We start from the raw sequence: 22,904 nt of genomic DNA, 5'->3' as shown, positions 1-22,904 counted from the left end.
GTGTGCTGCATTTCCGGACTTGATGAAAGCAACATGCAATCCTTTCGAATGTCGCTGCGCTTCATTTTGCCGCTCGCACTGGCCGTCGGCCTGTTTGCCTATGCGGTGATGCCGGTGGTCAACGACATGACGCTGCGCTGGTTCGTGCGCGACCTCGATGCCCGTTCCCAGATGCTGGCCAGCGCGCTGCAGCAGCCGCTGCTCGACTATGTGCCCGGCAAGGACCAGCGCAAGATCAACCAGTTGTTCGAGCGCTCGGTGCAGGACGGTCGTCTGTACGCGCTGGCATTTTGCAGTCCCGATGGCCGTGTGTTGTACCGCAGCGCCAGCTACCCCGCCTCGCTCGGCTGTCGCGCTACCCAGCCAACGCTTGACATGCAGCAGTCGCTGGTCGACCTGCCCCAAGGAAAGGTGCATGTCACCGAGAGCCAGCTGATGCAGGGCACCGCGGTGCTGGGCAAGCTGATCCTGGTGCACGACATGAGCTATATCGAGCGCCGCACGGCAGAAACGCGGAACTACCTGATCGCCCTGTTTGCCTTGCTGGCGGTGGTGATCTCGCTGATCACGGTTTTCATTGCCCACCTGAGCTGGCGTGGCTGGATCAGCGCCGTCAAGAGCATCCTGCACCGCGACGAGCCGTCGCCGCGCGGCAGTTCGGCCCCGCCCGAGGTGCAGCCGCTGGTCGGCGACCTGCGTGCGCTGCTGCACGACATGCGGGTGGAACGACGCGGCGAGGGCGTCTCCTCGATCTCGTGGACGCCCGAGAAGCTGCGCTCGCTGCTGCATGATGAACTGGCAGGGGATCAGATCCTGGTGGTGTCCAATCGCGAGCCTTACATCCACACCCGCACGCCGGAAGGAATCGAGGTGCGCAGGCCGGCAAGCGGGCTGGTGACGGCGGTGGAGCCGGTGATGCGCGCCTGCTCCGGCACCTGGATAGCGCATGGTGCCGGTTCGGCCGATCGCGAGACGGTGGATGCCAACGATCACGTGGCGGTGCCCCCGAAGAAACCGTCGTACACCCTGCGGCGCGTCTGGCTGAGCAAGGAAGAGGAGCAGGGGTATTACTATGGCTTCGCCAACGAGGGTTTATGGCCGCTGTGCCATATCGCCCATGTGCGGCCGGTGTTCCGCACCAGCGACTGGGAGCAGTATGTCGCGGTCAACCAGCGATTTGCCGACGCCGTCATCGCCGAAGCGCACGGCGAAGATCCGGTGGTGCTGGTGCAGGACTACCATTTCGCGCTGCTGCCGCGCATGGTGCGCGAAAAACTGCCGCGCGCCACCATCATCATGTTCTGGCACATCCCCTGGCCGAACCCGGAATCCTTCGGCATCTGCCCATGGCGCGAAGAGATACTGGAAGGCTTGCTGGGCAATACCCTCCTGGGCTTCCACACGCCATTCCACTGCAAGAATTTTCTCGAGACGGTGGATCGCTTCCTGGAGGCTCGCATCGAACATGAAGCCTCGACCATTTCCTATGGCGGCGAACTGACGGAAGTGGAGCCGTACCCGATCTCGATCGCCTGGCCGGAGCCGTTTCCGCTCTCGGTGCCGGAATGCCGGGCCAGCGTGCGCAAGGAGCTCGGCTTGCCCGACAATCATTTGCTGGCGCTGGGCGTGGACCGGCTGGACTACACCAAGGGCATCATCGAGCGCATCCAGTCAGTGGAGCGGGTGCTGGAACTGCATCCGAGCCTGATCGGTCGCTTCTCGCTGGTGCAGATCGCCGCGCCCAGCCGTTCCTCGCTGGACGAGTACCAGAACCTGGAATCCCGGGTGCGGGCCTTGGCCCTGCGCATCAACAAGCGCTTTTCCAGCGGAAGTTATGAGCCTATTATCCTGAAGATCCATCATTACGAGTCCGAGGACGTGAATCGCTACTATCGAGGCGCCGACGTTTGCCTGGTCACCAGCCTGCATGACGGCATGAACCTGGTCGCCAAGGAATTCATCGCGGCTCGGGACGACGAACGGGGTGTGCTGGTGCTGTCGCAGTTCACCGGCGCCGCGCGCGAACTGCATGAGGCACTGATCATCAATCCCTATCACATCGAACAGGGTGCGGAGGCGCTGTACCGGGCGCTGACCATGCCCGAGGGCGAGCAGCGCGAGCGCATACGCAGCATGCGCAGCCTGGTGCGCGATTTCAATGTCTACCGATGGGCTGGCCGCATGCTGATCGATGCGGCACGGCTGCGCCGGCGCGAGCGGGTCACCGCGCGCATCCACTCCCAGTCGCGCAAGCCATTGCGCAGGGTGGTCTGAGGTGCAGCCGCTATTTTCCGTCGCCGGCCGCCACCGGCTGGACCAGATCGTGCAGCCGGGCGTGCTGTGCGCGTTCGACTTCGACGGCACGCTGTCGCCGATCGTGCCCCAGCCCGACGACGCCCGCCTTCCGGACGAAGTATTCCGGCGTTTGCTGAGCCTGTCCCAGTTGGCGCCGGTGGCGGTGCTGACCGGCCGATCGCTGGAGGATATCCGCCCACGGCTCGGATTCGAGCCCCAGTACCTGGTCGGCAACCATGGCTTGCAGGGCTTGCCCGGATGGGAGCGCAACAGCGCGGCGTGGCGCAGCGTGTGCGAGCAGTGGGTTGCCCAGCTGAAGTCCGGCCTGCCGGCCGATCCCGGCGTGGTCGTCGAGAACAAGCAATATTCGCTGGCGCTGCATTACCGCCATGCGCGCGATCCCGCGCGCATGGCGCAGCAGTTGCGCGAACTGATCGACGCGCTCGACCCGGCGCCACGCGTGGTTGACGGGAAGTTCGTGTACAACCTGCTACCCGACGCCGCCTGCGACAAGGGCACCGCACTTGAGCGCCTGATCGAGACCAGCGCGTGCAGCACCGCGCTGTATATCGGCGACGACGTCACTGACGAAGATGCGTTCCGGATCCAGCATCCCGGCCTGCTGACGATCCGCATCGAACCGCATGACCAGAGCGCGGCCGAGTTCTACCTGCCCCAGCGGCATGACATCGTGCATCTGCTGGACCACCTGATCGAGCGGCTGTGCGCCGATACGGTGGGTGGTCTCGGCAGCGCCGGCGGCATCGGGCAGGCAATGGATAGCGAGGACTGACGCTTGAGCAATCTCGATCTGGGCCTGATCGGCAACTCCCGGACCAGCGCGCTGGTCGACAAGCAGGGCGCCATCGTCTGGTGGTGCTTCCCCTATTTTGATGGCGATCCGCTGTGCTGCTCCTTGCTGAGGGGGGCGCAGGAGGATCCCTCCGGCTTGATCGACCTCGTGTTCCCGGACGCGCGCCTGGTCAGCCAGCAATACGAACGCAACTCGGCGATCCTGGTCACCTGCTTCGAAGACGGTGCGGGCAATGGCATCGAGATCACCGATTTCGCGCCGCGCTTCTACCTGCACGGCCGCACCTTCTCGCCGTCCATGCTGGTGCGCATCGTGCGGCGCACCGGCGGCAGGCCGCGAATTGCACTGCGGGTGCGGCCGATGGTGGGCTATGGGAGCGAACGGGCCCAGGCGCGTTGCGGCGCGCACCATATTTCCTACACCGGCTCGGCGCACGCGATGCGGCTGACCACCGACGCCTCGATCACCTCGATCACGGATGAAAAGCCGTTCTTCCTGCAGGAAGCCGTCACCTTGCTGATGGGTTCCGACGAAACCGTGAACGGCGCGCCGGGCGACGTCGGCCGCAATTTCCATGAGATGACGCGCGCCTACTGGCACCGCTGGGTGCGCAACCTGGCGATCCCGTTCGAATGGCAGGACGTCGTGATCCGATCGGCGATCACGCTCAAGCTGAATGCATTCGACGACACCGGCGCGGTGATTGCTGCCGTCACGACTTCCATACCCGAGGCGCCAGGCAGCGGCCGCAACTGGGACTACCGGTTCTGTTGGTTGCGCGATGCCTATTTCGTGGTGAGCGCCCTGAACGGCCTTGGCGCCACCGGCACCATGGAGAAGTACCTCGACTACATCCTCAACATCATCGCCGATACCCGCGATGCCCCGCTGCAGCCGGTGTACGGTCTGCGGCGCGAAGCCGTGCTCGACGAGCGCATCGAGACCGGCCTGGCGGGATACCGCGGGATGGGGCCGGTGCGAGTCGGGAACTCGGCTTACTTCCAGATCCAGAACGACGTCTTCGGCGAAGCCGTGCTGGCCAGTACCCACGCGTTTTTCGACAGCAGGCTGGAGCGGCCCGCCGACCGCCAGATGTTTCACGACCTCGAACGGCTGGGCGAGCAGGCGATCATCAACTACAACGTCCCCGACGCCGGCATCTGGGAGTTGCGGGGAACCAAGCGGATCCATACCTTTTCCAGCCTGATGTGCTGGGCGGCCTGCGACCGGCTGGCGCATATCGCCACCCGCCTCGACCTGCCCGACCGCGCCATCTACTGGAGCACGCACGCGCAGGTGATCCACGACGAAATCTGCACCCGCGCATGGAATGCACAGCTGGGCAGCTTCGTATCCACCTTCGAAGGCGACCGGCTGGATGCCAGCCTTCTGCTGATGGCGGAATTCCAGTTCCTGCCGGCCCGCGATCCGCGCTTCGTTTCCACTGTGCGCCTGATTGAAAAGAACCTGCAGCGCGGCGACTTCCTGTTGCGCTACGACGAGGAAGACGACTTCGGCATGCCCGAGACCGCTTTCCTGGTCTGCACCTTATGGTGGATACTGGCGCTATCCCACATGGGCGAGAAGGAACGGGCGCGCGAGCTGTTCGAGAACGTGCTGGCGCGGCGCAATCACCTCGGCCTGCTGTCCGAAGACCTGATGCACGACAGCGGCGAGTTGTGGGGCAACTTCCCGCAGACCTACAGCATGGTCGGACTCATACAGTGTGCAAGCCGGCTCTCGATACCCTGGGATGACGCCTACTGAGCCGTCGACTTCGCTCAGGCATGGCCTATCAAGGAGCGCAGTGTGGCAAAACGGTTTATCGGCGGCATCGACATCGGCGGGACAAAAGTTGCTGTCACGGTGGCCAGCGAAGACGGCATCCTGTGCCGCTTGTCCGAGCCCACACTCAAGAGCGGCAGCGAGGAGGCCCTGCCGTCCCGGATCCTCGAGCTGCTGCAGATGGCCTGCAGCAAGGCTGGCGTGCCGGTGGTGGATGCGGTTGGCGTCAGTTCCTGCGGCCCCTTCGCCCGGACCGAGGGACAGCTTGTCCTCGTCACCCCCAATATCTGCGGTGCGCTATCGGACGCCAACGACCTGCCCAACCACTGGGAAAGCATCCCGCTGGAGCGCGTGCTGCGGCGCCACCATGCCAGCCTGGTGATCTGTAATGACGCGGTCGCCGCCCTGCATGCCGAGCGCCTGTTCGGCGCCGTGCAGGACGAGCCCAATTGCGTCTACGTTACCTGGAGCACCGGAGTTGGCTTCGGCTTGTGCGTCGATGGCCATCTGTTGGGTGGCAAGCATGGCAATGCCGGCCATGCCGGGCACATGCTGATGAGCGAAAGCTCTGACGCGGTGTGCGGCTGCGGCAACCGGGGCGACCTTGAAGGCATGATCTCGGGCCGCAACCTGGCGCGCCGGCTGGGCCGCACGCCTGCTGAAGTTTTCAATGCCGCCCGCGCGGGCGAGCCGGCTGCCCTTGAGCTTGCAGCCGAGGCCGCCCGCTGGCTGGGCCGGGCGCTGTACAACGTCGCGGTGACACTGGACACGCGCAGCATCGTGATTGGCGGCGCGGTATGGGAACACCATGGTGACTGGCTGGCGCCGGTGGTGCAGCAAGAGATCAGTTCGCGCTTTGCTGCCCTGACACGTGATGTGCATATCCTTCATGCCGGGCTTGGTGCGCTGGTGGCGGATATCGGGGCCCTGTCGCTGGTGTTGCCGGAGGAGTGGATGGCTGGATGGCGTCAGCGGCGGCCATGGGGGCGGGGGCAGGCTGATCGTTAGCCAGATCCCGTCTCCGAACGACTAAAAGGGCTGGCGTTTGTGCTGTTTTCGAACTGGCGTTGCTTGCGACGTAGCCGGTTTCCGCACCGGCGGGCGTGTTCCTTTCTTTGCTTCGCCAAAGAAAGGAACCAAAGAAAGGCGACCCTGATACGCCGCCCCTTCGGGGTCCCCCCGAAATCCGACGGCCTGGCGGAGAAGCGTGCAAACTCGCTTCGCTCAGACAAGCACGCTTCTTTATCCGCCATGCCATCAGATTTCGGGGCGTCGTATACGGGAGCACGTCAAAACCGTATTGCTACCGCCAGAGCTTGAAACACAGTGGCGCTGATCGTCGATCGACCTGATGATCGGGTGACCCGATTCAATTTGTGGCTGATCATCACGGTAAGGTCCGATCGACCCGAGCCAGTGCCCCCAAGCGCCAATTAGCAGCTTCGAAAAACATTAAGAGTCAACGGTGCGCTGGGCATCGGTATAAGACACTTCATGGGGTTGGCTGATTAGGTAAGTGGCACACAACCAAGGGATCATCACTCGCGAACGTCGCACAGGATTAGCCCAGACATCCGAGTCTGGTTGCCTATCGAAGCGAGCGTTGGCCAAGTGGGTTTTGACTTTGGTTTCTTTGGTGACTTTCTTTTCCAAAAGAAAGTTACACACCCGCCGGGGTGTCTCCCGGCTTCACACCGACAACCATCAAACCCAACCAAACCACCCGCAAGCCGCAAAGCCGCAAAGCCGCAAAGCCGCAAAGCCGCAAAAACCAAATTAGCACAAAAACACATGTGCCCAATGACCATCCCATCAAAAACGATGCAACGACCGTCGTGATCTCCCGATCCCGGCGTTACCATAGCCCCCATCCGCACAACAGGGAGCAACAATGTTCTGGACAGCATGGGTCACGCTTGCCGCGCTCGCGGTTTATATCTGGATGATCGTGAACGTGGGAAGGGCCCGCCAGCGCTACCAGGTTCCAGCGCCGCAGACCGAGGGCCCCCAGGAGTTCATGAGCGTGATGCGGGTGCAGATGAATACCGTCGAGCAGCTGATCATTTTCCTGCCTGCACTGTGGTTATGCGCGTGGTTCCTGGGCGATCGTTACGCCGCCGCGGGTGGCGTGGTCTGGATCCTGGGACGGGTGATTTATGCGCGTGCGTATTACCGTAACCCGGCCGACCGCGAGCTCGGATTCGGATTGACAGCCGCAGCCAGCTTTGCGCTGATGGCCGGCGCCGTGGTGGGCTTGCTGACCCTGCCCTAGGTTTCCGCCGTATCCATCGCCGCCCCGCAATCCTTGCAAAAGCGGGCGCTCGTCTCTTGCCCTTCGCTCAGGCAGTGCTGGCATCGTCGCGTCGACGTCAGCACCCGGCCAAAGCGCTGTGCGGTCATTTCCGAACTGATGATGCCGGTCGGCACCGCCAGGATGCCCCAGCCGATCAGCATCATCACTGATGCAATCGCCCGGCCGAGATCGGTTTTTGGCACGACGTCGCCGAATCCCACCGTGGTGACCGCCGTGATCGACCAGTAAATCGCAGTCGGTATGCTGGTGAACCCGCTCGCTGGCCCTTCGACGATGTACATGATGGTCCCCATGATCAGCACGATCATCATCACCACCGACAGGAAAATCAGGATCTTGCGCCGGCTGGCCAGCAATGCCTGGCCCAGCAATCCGTATTCCTCGACGTATTCCGTCAGCCTGAGGATTCGGAAAACACGCAGCAGGCGCAGGATCCGGATGTCGAGCAACACCTCGGTTCCCGGCACCAGCAGCGCCAGATAGGTCGGCAGGATGGAAAGCATGTCGATGATGCCGAAGAAACTGAACGCGTAGCGCATCGGATTGCGCACGCACGCCAGGCGGGCCAGGTATTCCACCGAGAAGGCAATGGTGAACAGCCATTCCAGCACGTTGAGCGTCTTGCTGTGGCGCGAGGATATTGCCTGGACGCTGTCCAGCATGACCACCAGAACGCTGAGCAGTATCGCGCCGATCAGCACCAGGTCGAACATGCGCCCGGCCCGGGTATCGGATTCGAAGATGACGGCGTACATGGTGCGCCGCCAGCCGCGGTCCGGCTTGCCCAGGCGGGTGCGCGGGTCGGAGGCAGCGGGGGAGGGCTGGTTTTTTTCGGTCATCGGCTTGAAGGGGAGGCGTGCTTTGATTGGCAGAATACCACCGCCCTGACCCGTCGGCGCGGTCAGGCTCTGTCAGGCGATATCTAGCTCCAGAACACGGCCAGCCAGACGGTTGGCTCGTCCTGCGACGTGTATTCGACGCGGTGCCGGCAATGCGCCGGCAGTTCGACGTGATCGCCGGCAGCAAGCTGGCGCACGCCATCCTCGCCTTCGATCAGCAGTCCCGCTCGTCCCTGCAGCACGAGCACCCATTCATGCTCCGCCTGATCGTACCAGTGGCCCGGCGGCGACGCTTCGCCGTGCGACACGATGCGTTCGATGCGCACCCCCGGTCGCGCCAGCAATGTAGTGAATTGTTCACCGCCCCCCGCTGCGGGGCCGGGCAGCGAGAACAGGTTGCCGGTGTTCCGGGTTTGCATTCGTGCCTGGCGGTTCGGGTAACGGATCCGGACTCAGGCGTGCAGCGGCTTGTAGCGGATCCGCTTCGGCTTCGCGCCTTCCTCGCCCAGCCGCTTGCGCTTGTCCGCCTCGTATTCCTGGTAGTTGCCGTCGAAGAAGGTGGCCTGCGAATTACCTTCGAACGCCAGGATATGGGTGGCAATGCGGTCCAGGAACCAGCGGTCATGCGAGATCACCAGTACGCTGCCGGCAAACTCCAGCAGCGCATCTTCCAGCGAGCGCAGGGTTTCGACGTCGAGGTCGTTCGACGGTTCGTCCAGCAGCAGCACATTGCCGCCCATCAGCAGCGTCTTGGCCAGGTGCAGCCGGCCGCGTTCGCCGCCCGACAGGTTGCCGATGATCTTTTGCTGGTCACCGCCCTTGAAATTGAAGCGTCCCAGATAAGCGCGCGAAGGCATTTCGAAACGGCCCACGGTCAGTATGTCCGAGCCCTGCGACACGTCGTCGAACACGGTCTTCTTGTCGTTCAGGCTGTCGCGCGACTGGTCGACCAGTGACAGCCGGACGGTCGGGCCGACCGTGATTTCGCCGCTGTCGGGCTGTTCGCGGCCGGCCAGCATGCGGAACAAGGTGGATTTACCGGCGCCGTTGGGGCCGATGATGCCGACAATGGCGCCGGCCGGGATCTTGAAGGAAAGCTTGTCGATCAGCAGCCGGTCGCCATAGCCCTTGCTGACATCCTTGAATTCGATCACTTCATTACCGAGCCGCTCGGCGACCGGGATGAAGATTTCCTGGGTCTCGTTGCGCTTCTGGTATTCGTATTCCGACAGCTCGTTGAAGCGGGCCAGGCGCGCCTTGCTCTTGGCCTGGCGGCCCTTGGGATTCTGGCGCACCCACTCCAGTTCCTTCTTCAGCGCCTTCTGCCGCGCCGATTCGGTCGCCTCTTCCTGCTGCAGGCGGCCTTCCTTCTGTTCCAGCCAGGAACTGTAGTTGCCTTTCCATGGAATGCCGTGGCCACGGTCCAGCTCCAGGATCCATTCGGCCGCATTGTCGAGGAAGTAGCGGTCATGGGTGATGGCGACCACGGTACCCGGGAAGCGCTGCAGGAATTGTTCGAGCCAGTCTACCGATTCGGCGTCCAGGTGGTTGGTCGGCTCGTCCAGCAACAGCATGTCCGGTTTGGACAGCAGCAGCTGGCACAGCGCGACGCGGCGTTTCTCGCCACCGGACAGCACGCCGATCTTCGCCTCCCACGGCGGTAGCCGCAGCGCGTCGGCGGCCATCTCCAGTTCATGATCGAGATTGCCGCCGGAAGCGGTCGACATGATTGCTTCCAGCCGGGCTTGTTCGGCGGCCAGCGCGTCGAAGTCAGCGTCCGGCTCGGCATAGGCGGCATACACCGCATCTAGCTTGGCCTTGGCTTCGAAGGCTTCGCCCAGGCCGCTTTCCACCGCCTGGCGCACGGTCTGTTCCGGATCCATTTGCGGCTCCTGCGGCAGGTAGCCGATCTGGAGGCCCGGCATCGGGATTGCTTCGCCCTCGATGTCCTTGTCGATGCCGGCCATGATTTTCAGCAGCGTCGACTTGCCGGAGCCGTTCAGGCCCAGCACGCCGATCTTGGCGCCGGGGAAAAAGGACAGCGAAATATCTTTCAGGATCTGGCGCTTGGGCGGGACGATCTTGCCGACCCGGTTCATGGTGTAGACGTAATTGGCCATCGGGGAAATCCGGAGGATGAATGGAGGACAGGGCGGAAGGATAACTGATGCGGGCCGCACCGGGCTATATCGGTTTGGCGCTATTGTTTCCCGAATAAGAAAGGCGGGCGGCACTTGCTGCGCCGCCCGCCCCGGTTACAGCGTTCGTCGTTTTATTTTTTCTTGTCGGCGGCTGGCGCCTTGGCGGCCGCCGCTTTATCGCCAGCGGCACCCTGCTTGGCGATCACCTTCTCCTTGATCCCGTCATAGACCTTCTGCGTCACGATTTTCTTGGATACCAGTTCATCCTTGCGCGCATAGGGACGACCGGCCACGATCGCTTTGGCCCGTGCTTCGCCAATCTGCGGCAGGGTTGCCAGGTCCTTCTCGGAAGCAGTGTTCAGGTCCAGCAGGGCGCTCGCTGCACCCTTGTCGGCGGCGGCATCGCTCTTGCTGCTGGCCTTGGCGCTGGCTGCTGCCTTGTCGGCACCGCCGGCTTTAGGTTCTTCTTTGGCGGCAAACGCACCAGTGCTGAGGAAAGTCAGGCTGGCTGCCAACAGCATCGCTTTGATGACACGGTTCATGGGGGCTCCTGTAAGGTTTTAGCGATCAAAAGTGCGATTATCGAATCGCGCTCAAAAGTGTATCAGCAGGAGTCCGGCAATTCGTTCGTTTGAGGGCTTCCAGTAAGAAAAAAGCCAGCACTGGAAACACCAGTGCTGGCTTCTGCAGCCAGGCCAGGGGAGGGGCTTGGCCGCAGCGAAGACGACGATCAATCAGGCGGCGACCGACTGCGCCTCTTCCTCGGGCGCCGAGGTGCGGATCAGGTAGTCGAAGGCTGCCAATGCACCGCGCGAACCTTCGCCCATCGCAATGATGATCTGCTTGAACGGCGTGGTGGTCGCATCGCCCGCTGCAAACACGCCCGCCACCGAGGTGCGGCCATGCGAGTCGACTTCGATCTCGCCCCGCGGCGACAGTTCGACTACCCCTTTCAGGAAGTCGGTATTGGGCAGCAGCCCGATCTGGACGAAGATGCCTTCCAGTTCCACCAGCTTCGACTCGCCGTTCCTGCGGTCGGTGTAGCGGATGCCCTTGACGCGGCTGCCATCGCCGGTCACTTCCGTGGTCTGCGCCTGGGTGATCACGGTCACGTTGGGCAGGCTCAGCAATTTGCGTTGCAGCACTGCATCGGCGCGCAACTGGCTGTCAAATTCGAGCAACGTCACATGGGCGACGATGCCGGCCAGGTCGATCGCGGCTTCCACCCCCGAGTTGCCGCCGCCGATCACGGCCACGCGCTTGCCCTTGAACAGTGGACCGTCGCAGTGCGGGCAGTAGGTCACGCCCTTGTTGCGGTATTCGTTTTCACCCGGCACGTTCAGGTTGCGCCAGCGGGCGCCGGTCGCGAGGATGACCGACTTCGCCTTCAGGCTGGCGCCGCTTGCCAGTTGCACTTCGATCAGCTTGCCCGGCACCAGGCCGGTCGCGCGCTGGTTGTTCATGACGTCGACTTCATAGGACTTGACGTGCTGTTCCAGCGCCGTCACCAGCTTGGGTCCTTCGGTTTCCTTGACCGAGATGAAGTTCTCGATCGACATCGTGTCCAGCACCTGGCCGCCGAAGCGCTCGGCGACCACGCCGGTGCGTATGCCTTTGCGGGCCGAGTAGATGGCGGCCGCCGCACCGGCCGGACCGCCGCCGACGATCAGCATGTCGAACACATCTTTCTGCGCGATCTTCGCGGCTTCCCGCTCGGCAGCGCCGGAGTCGAGCCTGGCGACGATTTCTTCCAGCGTCATGCGGCCCTGGCCGAACACTTCGCCGTTCAGGAATACGGTAGGCACGGCCATGATCTGGCGCTCGTTGACTTCGTCCTGGAACAGCGCGCCGTCTATCATCACGTGACGCACGTTCGGATTGAGTACCGCCATCAGGTTCAGTGCCTGGACCACGTCCGGGCAGTTCTGGCAGGACAGCGAAATATAGGTTTCGAAGCGGAATTCGCCCTGCAGGCCGCGGATCTGTTCGATCACTGCCTCATCTGCCTTGGGCGGGTAGCCGCCAACCTGCAGCAGCGCCAGCACCAGCGAAGTAAATTCGTGACCCATCGGTATGCCGGCAAAACGCACGCCCATGTCGGCGCCCTTGCGGTTCAGCGCGAAAGACGGCTTGCGCTCCCGGTCGTCGCGCTTCTCGATCAGCGAGATCTTGTCCGACAGTTCAGCGATTTCTTTCAGGAGTGCCTGCATTTCAGCCGACGAAGCGCTGTCGTCCAGCGAGGCGATGATGTCGATCGGCTGGGTAAGCTTCTCGAGGTAGGCTTTCAGTTGGCTTTTCAGGTTTGCGTCCAGCATGGCTTTTCCGATCCGGTAAATGGTGAACAGACCCGGGTGAACAGGGCTTCTTCAGGGTGAGTGCCGCCCCCCGGCCAGCTTTTGGCTGCCAGTTCATCTGATGATTTGGGGGATTGCGCCGCCCGGCAAGCCGGGCGGCTGGCAACGCTGCGCGCGGCGCAGCGCAGGGTCGATCTTTAGATCTTGCCGACCAGGTCGAGCGAAGGAGCCAGAGTTTGCGCGCCCGGGGTCCATTTGGCGGGGCAGACTTCGCCCGGATGGCTGGCGACGTACTGGGCAGCCTGAACCTTGCGCAGCAGTTCCTTGGCGTCACGGCCGATGCCGTTGTCGTGGATTTCGCACAGCTTGATCTGGCCTTCAGGATTGATCACGAAGGTGCCGCGCAGTGCCAGGCCTTCTTCTTCGATCATGACGTCGAAGTTACGGGTGATGGCGCCGGTCGGATCGCCGATCATCGGGTAGGTGATCTTCTTGATCGTGTCCGATGTATCGTGCCATGCCTTGTGGGTGAAATGGGTGTCGGTCGACACGCCGTAGATTTCCACGCCCATCGACTTGAAGGTGTCGTAGTGGTCAGCCAGGTCGCCCAGTTCGGTCGGGCAGACGAAGGTGAAGTCGGCCGGGTAGAAGAACACGACCGACCACTTGCCTTTCAGGTCGGCATCCGAAACCGGAACGAATTTGCCGTTGTGGAAAGCGGTTGCCTTGAAGGGTTTGACTTGGGTGTTGATGAGGGACATCTTTGTGACTCCATTGTTGAACGAACAGATGCAATGATAGAGGTTCTCTATTCATTTTGGAATTCGATAGTTTAAATCGGTCCGATAGCCACTGCCTTATTGGCTTCTTTCCAGGTGCGTGCTCAGGCGCGCCGGAACAGGACCCGCCGATTGGATTCGAACGCCGCAGGAATTGATAGTTCACCCATCATTTGTCCACTGCCGCTGCGGGCCGGTTCCACCACGCCCGCCAGGCGCTTTCCAGCGAGTACAGTGCCAGCGCTGTCCAGATCAGCATGAAGCCGACCAGCCGGTCGTTACCGAATGGTTCCCGAAACAACAGGACGCCGACCGCCAGTTGCAGCGACGGCCCGATGTATTGCATCAGGCCCAGCACCGACAGCGGGATGCGGCGTGCGCCGGCCGCGAACATCAGCAGCGGGATGGCGGTGAGCGGGCCGGATACGGCAACCATCATTTGCATGGCGGGAGTCAGGCCAGCGACAGCGATATGGCCTTGTGCGCCCTGCCACGCCAGATAGAGCAGGCAGACCGGTGCCAGCACCATCGATTCCAGCGCCAGGCCTTCCAGCGGCCCCAATGATGCGGTCTTGCGCAGCAGGCCGTAGAACGCGAAGGTCAGCGCCAGCGTCAGTCCGATCCATGGAAAACTTCCGCTATGCCAGGTAAGCCACGCCACGCCGCTGCAAGCAAGCGCGATGGCGGCCCACTGGCCCGGCCGCATGCGTTCCTTCAGCAGCAGGAAGCCGATCAGGACGTTGATCAGCGGATTGATGAAGTAACCGAGGCTGGAGTCGATTACCCGGTCGTGTTGAACGGCCCAGATGTAGACAGACCAGTTCAGGGCCAGCAGGCCGCCGGACAATGCAAAACCGGCGATGACGCGCGGCTGGCTGCGCAACGCATTGAGCCAGTCCCACTGGCGGCGGACGGCGAGGATCAGGGCAATGAATACCAGTGACCACAGCACCCGGTGTGCAATCATCTCGACCGCCGGCACTGCTGCAAGGATCTTGAAATAAATGGGGAACAGCCCCCACATGGAAAATGCCAATGCGGCAAACAAGATGCCTGTGCCCATGAAACGGTTCACGCGAGAGTGGTTGCCAGGCAAGCATTATGAGGGCAATCAGGCGGTTGCTGCCGGCCAGGGGCTGGCCGGCCTGCTTGATGTCCATACGGGAAAGGATAGTGATGAACAATGCCAGGCATGTAGTCTGCCCGCACTGCAGTGCAGTCAATCGGGTACCGGGAGAGCGGCTGGCGGAACAGCCGGTTTGCGGAAAATGCGCGCAAGCGCTGTTTTCAGGACAGCCGGTGGAGCTGGACCAGGCCGGGTTCGAGCGCCATCTGGCGCGCAATGACCTGCCCCTGCTGGTGGATTTCTGGGCGCCGTGGTGCGGTCCGTGCCGGACCATGGCGCCGGCCTATGCCCAGGCGGCGACGCAGCTGGAACCTGCCGTCCGGGTAGCCAAGGTCGACACCGAACAAGCCCAGGCACTGGCGGCCCGCATGGGAATACGCAGCATTCCGACCCTGGCCTTGTTTGTCGGCGGCCGGGAGGTTGCGCGGCAGGCCGGCGCGATGGACAGCCGCAGCATTGTGGCCTGGGCCCGGTCGCATCTGGGCGCTTGAGACTGCACTATTGCTGCGCTTTTTCTGCGGTTCAGCGGCCGGTCTGGTGCCCGGGATGGTCCGCTTGGGTGGTGCCAAGCGTCAGTGACCCCGCTGCGAGGAATCCGGGCAGCTCGGCCGCCGGCATCGGCCGGGCGAAAAGGAATCCCTGACCCTCGTCGCAGCCGAGCGCGCGCAAGGCTTCCAGCGTGGCCTGGTTCTCCACCCCTTCCGCCACGGTGAACAGGCGCAGGCTGCGCGCCATCTCCACGATGGCGCGGACGATTGCGGCATCGTCAGGATCGGAGGTCAGGTCGGCGACGAAGGAGCGGTCTATCTTCAGGCGACTGACGGCGAAACGCTTCAGGTAGGACAGGCTCGAATAGCCGGTGCCGAAATCGTCAATCGCCAGCCGTACGCCGAGCTGGCGCAAGGCGCGCGCCGCCTCCAGCACATGATCGCTGTCGTGCATCAGCACCGATTCCGTCATTTCCAGTTCAAGCAGGCTCGGCGACAGGCCCGAGGCGCGCAGCGCATCGGCGACTGATCTTTCCAGTTGCCGGCTACGGAACTGTGCCGCCGACACGTTGACCGCGATAGTCATGGGCGGCAGTCCCTTGTCTTGCCATTGCATCGCCTGGCGACAGGCTTCGGCCAGCACCCAGTCTCCGATTTCGGTGATCAGGCCGGTGTCCTCGGCGACCCGGATGAAGCGGTCCGGCGTGACCAGCCCGAGTTGCGGATGGCGCCATCGCAGCAGGGCTTCGACGCCGGTCACCTGGCCGCTGGCCAGCGCCACCTGCGGCTGGTAATACAGTTCGAACTGACCTTGGTCTATCGCTTCGCGCAGCCATCCGAACATTTGCATGCGTTCCTGCTCGCGCGCATCCATATCCTGGTCGAAGAAGCGCCAGATGTTGCGTCCGCCATGCCTGGCGCGATACATGGCGGTGTCGGCATTGCGCTTGAGTGTCTCGAAATCCCGGCCGTCTCGCGGCGACAGCGAGACGCCGATCGAAACCGAGAGCGGGATTTCATGGCGCCCGGCATGGTACGGCGGGAGCATGCGTGCGACCAGTTCGCGCAGCACCGGCAATACGTCCGCTTCGTCTTTGGCGTCGCGCAACATCATCAGGAACGAGTCGCCGGCAATCCGGCTGACTACGCAGCGCTCGCCGCAGACCTCGACCAGGCGTTGCGCAACCTGCGTCAGGAGGTCGTCCCCGACCGCCAGGCCGAGCGAGTCGTTGATCGACTGGAAGTGGTCCATGTCCAGCGAAATCAGGGCCAGCCGTCCGTGGCCGCCGCGGCTGGCAAGCGCTTGCTGGACGAATTCCTCCATCAGCAGCCGGTTCGGCAGGTCGGTCAGCGGATCGTGATAGACGCGGTGGCGGATCTCGGCTTCCGCCTGCTTGCGCTCGGCGATCTCTTCCCGCAGCAGGTTGTACGGTTCGCGCACGCTTACCAGGAACACGGCACGGTATATGAACAGGAAGGCCAGGATCTTGTAGCTGTGTCCGAGCAAGCTGAACACTTCGTTGACGTTGACGTACAGCGTAAAGCTCAACTCGGCCAGTATCGTGATGGCGGTAGCCGTGAACAGGCCGCTCGGATCATACGAATTGGTGGCGGATCCGCGCTGGCGGTAGAACAGCACGGCGGGGACTAGCAGCAGGGCGATGATGCCATACTCGGCCATGACCTTGAACCTGGTCAGCCCCTGTCCTTCGATGAAGGTACGCGGCCAGAGATCCGGATGAGCCATTCCGAAATACCAGATCAGGCCGGCCAGTCCGATGCTGGCAGCGAGCAGCAGCATGCGGCCGCGCACGGTCGGCACCGGCTTCCACTCGCGCACCGAAACGGCGATCAGCGTCAGCGCCCCGAGATAGCGCGCGCACAGCCAGAAATTGATCGATTTCCCGGGCGACGCTGGCGTGACGAAATCCGGCATACCTTTGTAGGAAAGAAGATGTGCGCTGTCGAGCAGCGCCACGCATAGCAGGCCGCAGCCGAGGATCAGGATATTCGCCGGGCGGGCAGGATCGTAGGCGTGCCAGGCCACCCCGAATGCCAGCATCGCGACGATCACCGAGAACATCTCGAACAGCGTATGGACGCCAACCGGCATCACGCTGGTGCTGAACTTGAGGAATTGCAGTTGCGGCGCCAGCCAGACCGCCAGGAACAGCGCGGCCAGCAAATAGATCAGGCTCCACGCAACGGGCACGCGCCGGGCAGACGACATGGCTGCGCCGCCGAAAGCGCTTCCGGCTCGCTGCCTTGTTTTCATTCGGCTACCCGATTCAAGCTGCATGACTGCTCCCAGGCGGGGCCGTGGATTGCCACCTCGATCTCCACGTCGATGGCGAGCATAGCATGGGTGACAACTGGCATGCGACGGGGGTAAATGGCGGTTTGCGTCCGGTTTGCGTCCGTTCTGGGTCCGGCGCCACGCCCGTGGTCCGGGCCATTCTTCGGCATTGACCGGGTTGGCGAGGTTGAACTTCCGTTAAGATACGCGTCTCGCGCAACAAAACCATCAGGTGCTTTTTGTCCTTGCCCAACCAGAAGAGCAGCCTCGCCACCATGACCATCGCCGCCATCGGCGTTGTATATGGCGACATCGGCACCAGTCCGCTGTACACGATGAAGGAGGTGTTCGCCCCGGCTCATGGCATTGCCCTGAACGAGGCAAACATCCTCGGCGTGGTCTCGCTGATCTTCTGGGGACTGGTGCTGGTGATTTCCCTGAAATACGTGACCCTGGTGCTGCGGGCGGACAACCGCGGCGAGGGCGGCATCATGGCGCTGACCGCGTTGGCGATGACATCCGTGGCCAAGTCAGGCTGGCATTACCCGGTCATGCTGCTTGGCATGGTGGGCGCCGGGCTGTTCTTCGGCGATGGCGTCATCACGCCAGCCATTTCAGTGCTGTCGGCGATCGAGGGACTGGAAGTAGCGACGCCCGCACTGAAACCCTATGTGGTGCCGACTACCCTTGCGGTGCTGGTGGCGCTTTATATGCTCCAGAGCAAGGGCACCAGCGGCATCGGCAAATTTTTCGGTCCGATCGTGCTGGTGTGGTTTGCCACATTGTCGGTGATGGGGGTGACCAATATCGTGCAAAACCCGGTCATCCTGCGTGCGCTGAACCCGCTGCATGCGCTGGGTTTCATGCTGCACAACGGCTGGTTTGCATTTGTCGCCCTGGGCGCGGTGGTGCTGTCGATGACAGGTGCCGAGGCCTTGTATGCCGACATGGGCCATTTCGGCAAGCGGCCGGTCCGCTTCGCCTGGTTTACGATCGTGTTTCCAGCCCTGACCCTGAGCTACTTCGGGCAGGGCGCGCTGCTGCTGGCAAATCCGGCCGCGGTGGTCAATCCCTTCTTCAACCAGCTCGGCGCATGGAGCATCTACCCGCTGGTGGTGCTGTCCACCGCCGCCGCCGTGATTGCGTCGCAGGCGACGATATCCGGCGCGTTTTCGGTCACGCACCAGGCGATTTCCCTCGGATTCCTGCCGCGCATGCGCGTCATCTACACCTCCGACCGGGAAATGGGCCAGATTTACATCCCGCTGGTCAACTGGGTGCAGCTGGCGGCGGTGGTGGTGGCGGTGGTCGGATTCGGTTCCTCATCCAACCTGGCCTCGGCCTATGGCATCGCTGCCACGGCGACGATGCTGACCACCACCATCCTCACGTTTTTCGTGATCCGCTACAAATGGCATCTCAACCTGGCGCTGGCTTTTGGCGCCACCGCTTTCTTCCTGCTGATCGACATTATGCTGTTTTCGTCGACGGCACTGAAGCTGGTGCATGGCGGCTGGTTTCCGCTGGTCATCTCGGCGCTGATGGTCACCATCATGCTGACCTGGAGGGATGGCCGGGAGCTGGTTTTCGGCAATCTGAAAAAACATGCCATCCCGCTGCAGGACTTCCTGCAATCGCTGTTCATCAGCCCGCCGATCCGGGTCGAGGGCACCGGCCTGTTCTTTCGTGCCGAGGGCGATGGCGTACCGCATGCGATGCTGCACAATCTGCTGCACAACAAGACCCTGCATGAACGCATCGTGTTCCTGACCGTGTTCAACGGCGATATTCCCAGCGTGCCAGTGTCGGAGCGGGTCAAGGTGCACGCGCTCGGGCACGAGTGTTACCAGGTCAACGTGTATTACGGATTCAAGGACGAGCGCGACATTCCCCAGGCCCTGGAGTTGTGCAAGGACTACGGGCTGGAATTCAACATGATGGAAACCTCGTTCTTCATCGCGCGCCAGACTGTGGTCTCGACCACGCAGGGCGGCATGGCGCATTGGCGCGAGCAGATGTTCGCCACCATGTCGCGCAATGCGCGCGACGCGGCGGATTATTACAAGGTGCCGACCAATCGTGTGATCGAGCTGGGGACGCAGATCGAGATCTAGCAGGCTGGCGAGAAACTACTGCGCGGACCGATCCCGGAGCCTCCGGTGCTCATCGTACCTGCGTACGATTCCGCTCCTCAGCCCCAATCTCGGCCCGCTCGCTACGTTTCTCGCCAGCCTGCCAGGGCGGGTTGACAGCCGTCACCGGCGTGTTCTACATGCTCCGCCGGTACTGGCCGCCGACCTCGAACAAGGCCTCGGTGATCTGCCCCAGCGAGCATACCCGCACCGCATCCATCAGGCAGGAAAACACGTTGTCGTCATGAATTGCCGCCTGCTGCAGCCGTTGCAGCATGGCCGGCGCTTCGCCAGCGTGGCGCTGCTGGAAGCTGGCCAGCCGTTGCAGTTGCGACTGCTTCTCTTCCTCTGTCGAGCGCGCCAGTTGCAGCGTCGCCGGCATCGGATTGCCCTTCGGATTGCGGAAGGTATTCACGCCGATGACCGGCATGCTGCCATCATGCTTCTTGTGCTCGTACAGCAGCGATTCTTCCTGGATGCGGCTGCGCTGGTAGCCGGTTTCCATCGCGCCCAGCACGCCGCCGCGCTCGGCAATCCGTTCGAATTCCTGCAGCACGGCTTCTTCCACCAGCTCGGTCAGTTCGTCGATGATGAACGCGCCCTGATTCGGGTTTTCATTCTTCGCGAGGCCCCATTCGCGGTTGATGATCAGCTGGATCGCGAGCGCGCGCCGGACCGATTCATCGCTCGGCGTCGTGATCGCCTCGTCATAAGCGTTGGTATGCAGTGAATTGCAGTTGTCGTAGATCGCGATCAGCGCCTGCAGGGTGGTGCGGATGTCGTTGAAATCGACCTCCTGCGCATGCAGCGAACGGCCCGATGTCTGGATGTGGTACTTCAGCTTTTGCGAGCGCTCGTTGGCGCCGTACTTTTCACGCATTGCCACCGCCCAGATCCGCCGCGCCACCCGGCCCATGACCGTGTATTCCGGATCCATTCCATTGGAAAAGAAGAACGACAGGTTGGGCGCGAAATCGTCGATCTGCATGCCGCGCGCGAGGTAGGCCTCGACCAGGGTGAAGCCATTGGACAGCGTGAAGGCAAGTTGCGAAACCGGATTGGCACCGGCTTCGGCGATGTGATATCCGGAGATCGACACGGAATAGAAATTACGCACCTGGTGGTGGACGAAATACTCCTGTATGTCGCCCATCACCTTCAACGAAAACTCGGTCGAGAAGATGCAGGTGTTCTGGCCCTGGTCTTCCTTCAGGATATCGGCCTGTACCGTGCCACGCACGTTCTCCAGCACCCAGGCGCGGATCTTTCCCGCTTCGTCGTCGGTCGGCTCGCGATGGTTGTCGGTCCTGAATTTTTCCAGCTGCTGGTCGATTGCGGTGTTCATGAACATGGCCAGGATCGTCGGCGCCGGGCCGTTGATGGTCATCGACACCGAGGTTTCCGGATGGCACAGGTCGAAGCCGTCGTACAGCACCTTCATGTCGTCCAGCGTGGCGATCGACACGCCGGAGTTGCCGACCTTGCCGTAGATGTCCGGCCGCGGCGCCGGATCGGCGCCGTACAGCGTGACCGAGTCGAAAGCAGTGGAGAGCCGCTTGCCAGGCATGCCCTCTGACACCAGCTTGAAGCGGCGGTTGGTGCGGAACGGGTCGCCTTCGCCGGCGAACATCCGGGTCGGATCTTCGTTCTCGCGCTTGAATGCGAACACGCCGGCGGTGTAGGGGAAGGATCCCGGCACGTTCTCCAGCATCAGGAAACGCAGTATCTCGCCCTGGTCGGCGTAACGCGGCAGCGCCACCTTGCGGATGGTGTTCCCCGAGAGCGTGGTCCACGTCAGGCGGGTACGGATCTCGCGGTCGCGGATCTTGACCACGTACTCGTCGCCGGCATACGCGGCCTGCATGTCGGGCCACATGTTAAGCAGCTTGCGGGCGGCAGGCAGCATTTGCGCTTCCTTTTCCGCTGCCAGTTCACGCAGTGCCGCGGCCACTTCGGCAGCCATCTGCTTCTCGCCCAGCATGCGGCCGGATTCGCTCAGCTGCTGCCGCTCCCTGGCGAGTCGTACCTGCTGCTCGACCTGGCGGTGGTAGCCGCGCACGGTGTCAGCAATTTCGGCCAGGTAGCGGCTGCGGGCCGGCGGCACGATCGCATTGCGGCCGGACGAGAAGCGCACGCCTGCGGGGGCCAGCTTGCCGGCCTGCAGCGGCAGCCCCAGCTCTGCCAGACGTTGGGCGATCGCCTGGTACAACGCTGTGACGCCATCGTCATTGAAGCGCGAAGCCTGGGTGCCGAACACCGGAATCTGCTCTGGCGTGCGGGTCCACCATTCCCGGTTGCGCTGCACCTGCTTGGCGACGTCGCGCAGCGCGTCTTGCGCTCCCTTGCGGTCGAACTTGTTGATGGCGACGAAGTCGGCAAAGTCGAGCATGTCGATTTTTTCAAGCTGCGAGGCGGCGCCGAACTCCGGCGTCATCACATACATGGGCACGTCCACGTGCGGCACGATGGCGGCGTCGCCTTGTCCGATTCCCGAGGTTTCCACGATGATCAGGTCGAAGCCCGCGGCGCGGCAGGCGGCGATCGCATCCGGCAACGCCCGGGAAATCTCGCTGCCTCCCTCGCGCGTGGCCAGCGAGCGCATGTACACCCGCGTCTGGCCTTGCCAGGGGCTGATGGCATTCATGCGGATACGGTCGCCCAGCAGTGCGCCGCCCGATTTGCGCCGCGATGGATCGATCGACAACACAGCGATATGCAGCCGGTCGTCCTGATCCAGCCGCAGACGGCGAATCAGTTCATCGGTGAGCGAGGATTTGCCGGCGCCCCCGGTGCCGGTAATGCCCAGCACCGGCGCCTTGTTGCCAGCGGCAGCCTGGCGCAGTTCATCCAGCAGTGCAGGGGCCACCTTTCCATTTTCCAGCGCGGTAATCAATTGCGCCAGCGGCCGATGACGGGCGGGCAGGTCGCCCTGGCGCAGCGGCGCCAGCGAGGCCGGCGCGTGGATGGAAAGGTCGGTGTCGCAGGCATGGATCATCGACCGGATCATGCCGTCCAGGCCCAGGCGTTGCCCGTCTTCCGGGCTGAAAATGCGCGCCACCCCGTAGGCATGCAGCTCGGCGATCTCGTCCGGCACGATCACGCCGCCGCCGCCGCCGAACACCTTGATGTTTTCGCCGCCCCGTTCGCGCAGCAGGTCGAGCATGTACTTGAAATACTCGACATGCCCGCCCTGGTAGCTGGAAATGGCGATGCCCTGCACATCCTCCTGCAGCGCCGCGGTGACGATTTCGTCGACCGACCGGTTGTGCCCCAGGTGGATCACTTCGGCGCCCTGGGACATCAGGATCCTGCGCATGATATTGATTGCCGCGTCGTGGCCATCGAACAGCGAGGCCGCAGTGACAAAGCGAACCTTGTTGACGGGCTTGTAGCTGGCGAGATTGGGCGCAATGGACAGGTCGGTCATCAGGGTCTCCGGCTTTTACGTTTACTTGACGTTTACGTTAACGTCATTTTTGGCCAGTATAGCGCGCCAATTCCTGCAGGGCGCCTGTCGAGCAGGGAAGCTTGGCCTTGTCATCGAATTTTCCGTAGAGAAAGCCTGGACGTGATAAAGCTCGTGCCGGCTTCCCGCGCCTTT

Annotated in this window: 16 protein-coding genes; 7 read left to right on the top strand and 9 right to left on the bottom strand. The window is 62.7% G+C overall.

Annotated features, from left to right (window positions below; all coding sequences use genetic code 11):
* Positions 1 to 33: 33 nt before the first annotated feature.
* The 5 genes from FVE66_RS17835 to FVE66_RS17815 all read left to right on the top strand — a co-directional run bounded on the left by FVE66_RS17835 (position 34) and on the right by FVE66_RS17815 (position 7,166).
* Entirely contained in the window at positions 34 to 2,274 is a 2,241-nt protein-coding gene (locus FVE66_RS17835) for an alpha,alpha-trehalose-phosphate synthase (UDP-forming) (RefSeq protein ID WP_151448830.1), read from the top strand.
* 1 nt (position 2,275) lies between these two features.
* Positions 2,276 to 3,088, top strand: a complete 813-nt coding sequence (otsB, locus tag FVE66_RS17830; protein WP_161993333.1) for a trehalose-phosphatase — start codon at positions 2,276 to 2,278, stop codon at positions 3,086 to 3,088.
* Positions 3,089 to 3,091: 3 nt separating this feature from the next.
* On the top strand, positions 3,092 to 4,876 hold the full coding sequence (locus FVE66_RS17825; RefSeq protein WP_151448828.1) for a glycoside hydrolase family 15 protein: 1,785 nt from the start codon (positions 3,092 to 3,094) through the stop codon (positions 4,874 to 4,876).
* Between the two features lie 42 nt (positions 4,877 to 4,918).
* Positions 4,919 to 5,902 (top strand): ROK family protein, encoded by a 984-nt coding sequence (locus FVE66_RS17820; RefSeq protein WP_241673268.1) that lies wholly within the window; start codon positions 4,919 to 4,921, stop codon positions 5,900 to 5,902.
* A gap of 883 nt (positions 5,903 to 6,785) precedes the next feature.
* Positions 6,786 to 7,166, top strand: coding sequence for an MAPEG family protein (locus FVE66_RS17815; RefSeq protein WP_151448827.1), 381 nt, complete (start codon positions 6,786 to 6,788; stop codon positions 7,164 to 7,166).
* Here the strand turns inward: FVE66_RS17815 and FVE66_RS17810 are convergent.
* The 7 genes from FVE66_RS17810 to rarD all read right to left on the bottom strand — a co-directional run bounded on the left by FVE66_RS17810 (position 7,163) and on the right by rarD (position 14,324).
* A complete protein-coding gene (locus FVE66_RS17810) occupies positions 7,163 to 8,047 on the bottom strand; it encodes an ion transporter (RefSeq protein WP_151448826.1) in 885 nt (294 codons plus the stop codon). The two genes, FVE66_RS17815 and FVE66_RS17810, sit on opposite strands and share 4 nt — an antisense overlap.
* A gap of 83 nt (positions 8,048 to 8,130) precedes the next feature.
* The gene (locus FVE66_RS17805; protein ID WP_151448825.1) at positions 8,131 to 8,466 is read right to left on the bottom strand and encodes a cupin domain-containing protein; all 336 of its coding nucleotides are present in this window, start codon (positions 8,464 to 8,466) and stop codon (positions 8,131 to 8,133) included.
* 33 nt (positions 8,467 to 8,499) lie between these two features.
* Positions 8,500 to 10,167: an energy-dependent translational throttle protein EttA gene (gene ettA / locus FVE66_RS17800; RefSeq protein WP_151448824.1), complete on the bottom strand. Its 1,668-nt coding sequence runs from the start codon at positions 10,165 to 10,167 to the stop codon at positions 8,500 to 8,502.
* Positions 10,168 to 10,319: 152 nt separating this feature from the next.
* The gene (locus tag FVE66_RS17795; RefSeq protein ID WP_151448823.1) at positions 10,320 to 10,730 is read right to left on the bottom strand and encodes a ComEA family DNA-binding protein; all 411 of its coding nucleotides are present in this window, start codon (positions 10,728 to 10,730) and stop codon (positions 10,320 to 10,322) included.
* Positions 10,731 to 10,922: 192 nt separating this feature from the next.
* Positions 10,923 to 12,503, bottom strand: coding sequence for an alkyl hydroperoxide reductase subunit F (gene ahpF, locus FVE66_RS17790; RefSeq protein WP_151448822.1), 1,581 nt, complete (start codon positions 12,501 to 12,503; stop codon positions 10,923 to 10,925).
* A gap of 176 nt (positions 12,504 to 12,679) precedes the next feature.
* Positions 12,680 to 13,243, bottom strand: a complete 564-nt coding sequence (gene ahpC / locus FVE66_RS17785) for an alkyl hydroperoxide reductase subunit C (RefSeq protein WP_151448821.1) — start codon at positions 13,241 to 13,243, stop codon at positions 12,680 to 12,682.
* Between the two features lie 187 nt (positions 13,244 to 13,430).
* Positions 13,431 to 14,324: an EamA family transporter RarD gene (rarD, locus tag FVE66_RS17780; protein ID WP_151448820.1), complete on the bottom strand. Its 894-nt coding sequence runs from the start codon at positions 14,322 to 14,324 to the stop codon at positions 13,431 to 13,433.
* 113 nt (positions 14,325 to 14,437) lie between these two features.
* Between rarD and trxC the strand changes: the two genes are divergently transcribed.
* A complete protein-coding gene (gene trxC / locus FVE66_RS17775) occupies positions 14,438 to 14,878 on the top strand; it encodes a thioredoxin TrxC (RefSeq protein ID WP_151448819.1) in 441 nt (146 codons plus the stop codon).
* A 31-nt stretch (positions 14,879 to 14,909) separates the two neighbouring features.
* Here the strand turns inward: trxC and FVE66_RS17770 are convergent, their stop codons facing one another.
* Positions 14,910 to 17,150, bottom strand: coding sequence for a bifunctional diguanylate cyclase/phosphodiesterase (locus FVE66_RS17770; RefSeq protein WP_161993332.1), 2,241 nt, complete (start codon positions 17,148 to 17,150; stop codon positions 14,910 to 14,912).
* A gap of 296 nt (positions 17,151 to 17,446) precedes the next feature.
* On the opposite strand from FVE66_RS17770, the gene FVE66_RS17765 reads away from it, so the two are divergent.
* Entirely contained in the window at positions 17,447 to 19,285 is a 1,839-nt protein-coding gene (locus tag FVE66_RS17765) for a potassium transporter Kup (RefSeq protein WP_421830250.1), read from the top strand.
* Between the two features lie 154 nt (positions 19,286 to 19,439).
* Here the strand turns inward: FVE66_RS17765 and icmF are convergent, their stop codons facing one another.
* Positions 19,440 to 22,730, bottom strand: a complete 3,291-nt coding sequence (icmF, locus tag FVE66_RS17760; RefSeq protein WP_151448816.1) for a fused isobutyryl-CoA mutase/GTPase IcmF — start codon at positions 22,728 to 22,730, stop codon at positions 19,440 to 19,442.
* Positions 22,731 to 22,904 lie beyond the last annotated feature (174 nt).

Origin of the sequence: Lacisediminimonas profundi, from assembly GCF_008831265.1 — a bacterium.
Lineage (GTDB): Bacteria > Pseudomonadota > Gammaproteobacteria > Burkholderiales > Burkholderiaceae_D > Lacisediminimonas > Lacisediminimonas profundi.
The sequence above is the reverse complement of the archived record's forward strand: the minus strand, read 5'-3'. Positions and strand labels throughout refer to the sequence as shown.

What these genes read in the sequence shown, in the direction of transcription:
- FVE66_RS17835 (WP_151448830.1), top strand. Translation starts at nt 34, where the DNA reads ATGCAATCCTTTCGAATGTCGCTGCGCTTCATTTTGCCGCTCGCACTG.
- FVE66_RS17815 (WP_151448827.1), top strand. Translation starts at nt 6,786, where the DNA reads ATGTTCTGGACAGCATGGGTCACGCTTGCCGCGCTCGCGGTTTATATC.
- FVE66_RS17810 (WP_151448826.1), bottom strand. Translation starts at nt 8,047, where the DNA reads ATGACCGAAAAAAACCAGCCCTCCCCCGCTGCCTCCGACCCGCGCACC.
- FVE66_RS17805 (WP_151448825.1), bottom strand. Translation starts at nt 8,466, where the DNA reads ATGCAAACCCGGAACACCGGCAACCTGTTCTCGCTGCCCGGCCCCGCA.
- ettA (WP_151448824.1), bottom strand. Translation starts at nt 10,167, where the DNA reads ATGGCCAATTACGTCTACACCATGAACCGGGTCGGCAAGATCGTCCCG.
- FVE66_RS17795 (WP_151448823.1), bottom strand. Translation starts at nt 10,730, where the DNA reads ATGAACCGTGTCATCAAAGCGATGCTGTTGGCAGCCAGCCTGACTTTC.
- ahpF (WP_151448822.1), bottom strand. Translation starts at nt 12,503, where the DNA reads ATGCTGGACGCAAACCTGAAAAGCCAACTGAAAGCCTACCTCGAGAAG.
- ahpC (WP_151448821.1), bottom strand. Translation starts at nt 13,243, where the DNA reads ATGTCCCTCATCAACACCCAAGTCAAACCCTTCAAGGCAACCGCTTTC.
- rarD (WP_151448820.1), bottom strand. Translation starts at nt 14,324, where the DNA reads ATGGGCACAGGCATCTTGTTTGCCGCATTGGCATTTTCCATGTGGGGG.
- trxC (WP_151448819.1), top strand. Translation starts at nt 14,438, where the DNA reads ATGAACAATGCCAGGCATGTAGTCTGCCCGCACTGCAGTGCAGTCAAT.
- FVE66_RS17770 (WP_161993332.1), bottom strand. Translation starts at nt 17,150, where the DNA reads ATGAAAACAAGGCAGCGAGCCGGAAGCGCTTTCGGCGGCGCAGCCATG.
- FVE66_RS17765 (WP_421830250.1), top strand. Translation starts at nt 17,447, where the DNA reads ATGACCATCGCCGCCATCGGCGTTGTATATGGCGACATCGGCACCAGT.
- icmF (WP_151448816.1), bottom strand. Translation starts at nt 22,730, where the DNA reads ATGACCGACCTGTCCATTGCGCCCAATCTCGCCAGCTACAAGCCCGTC.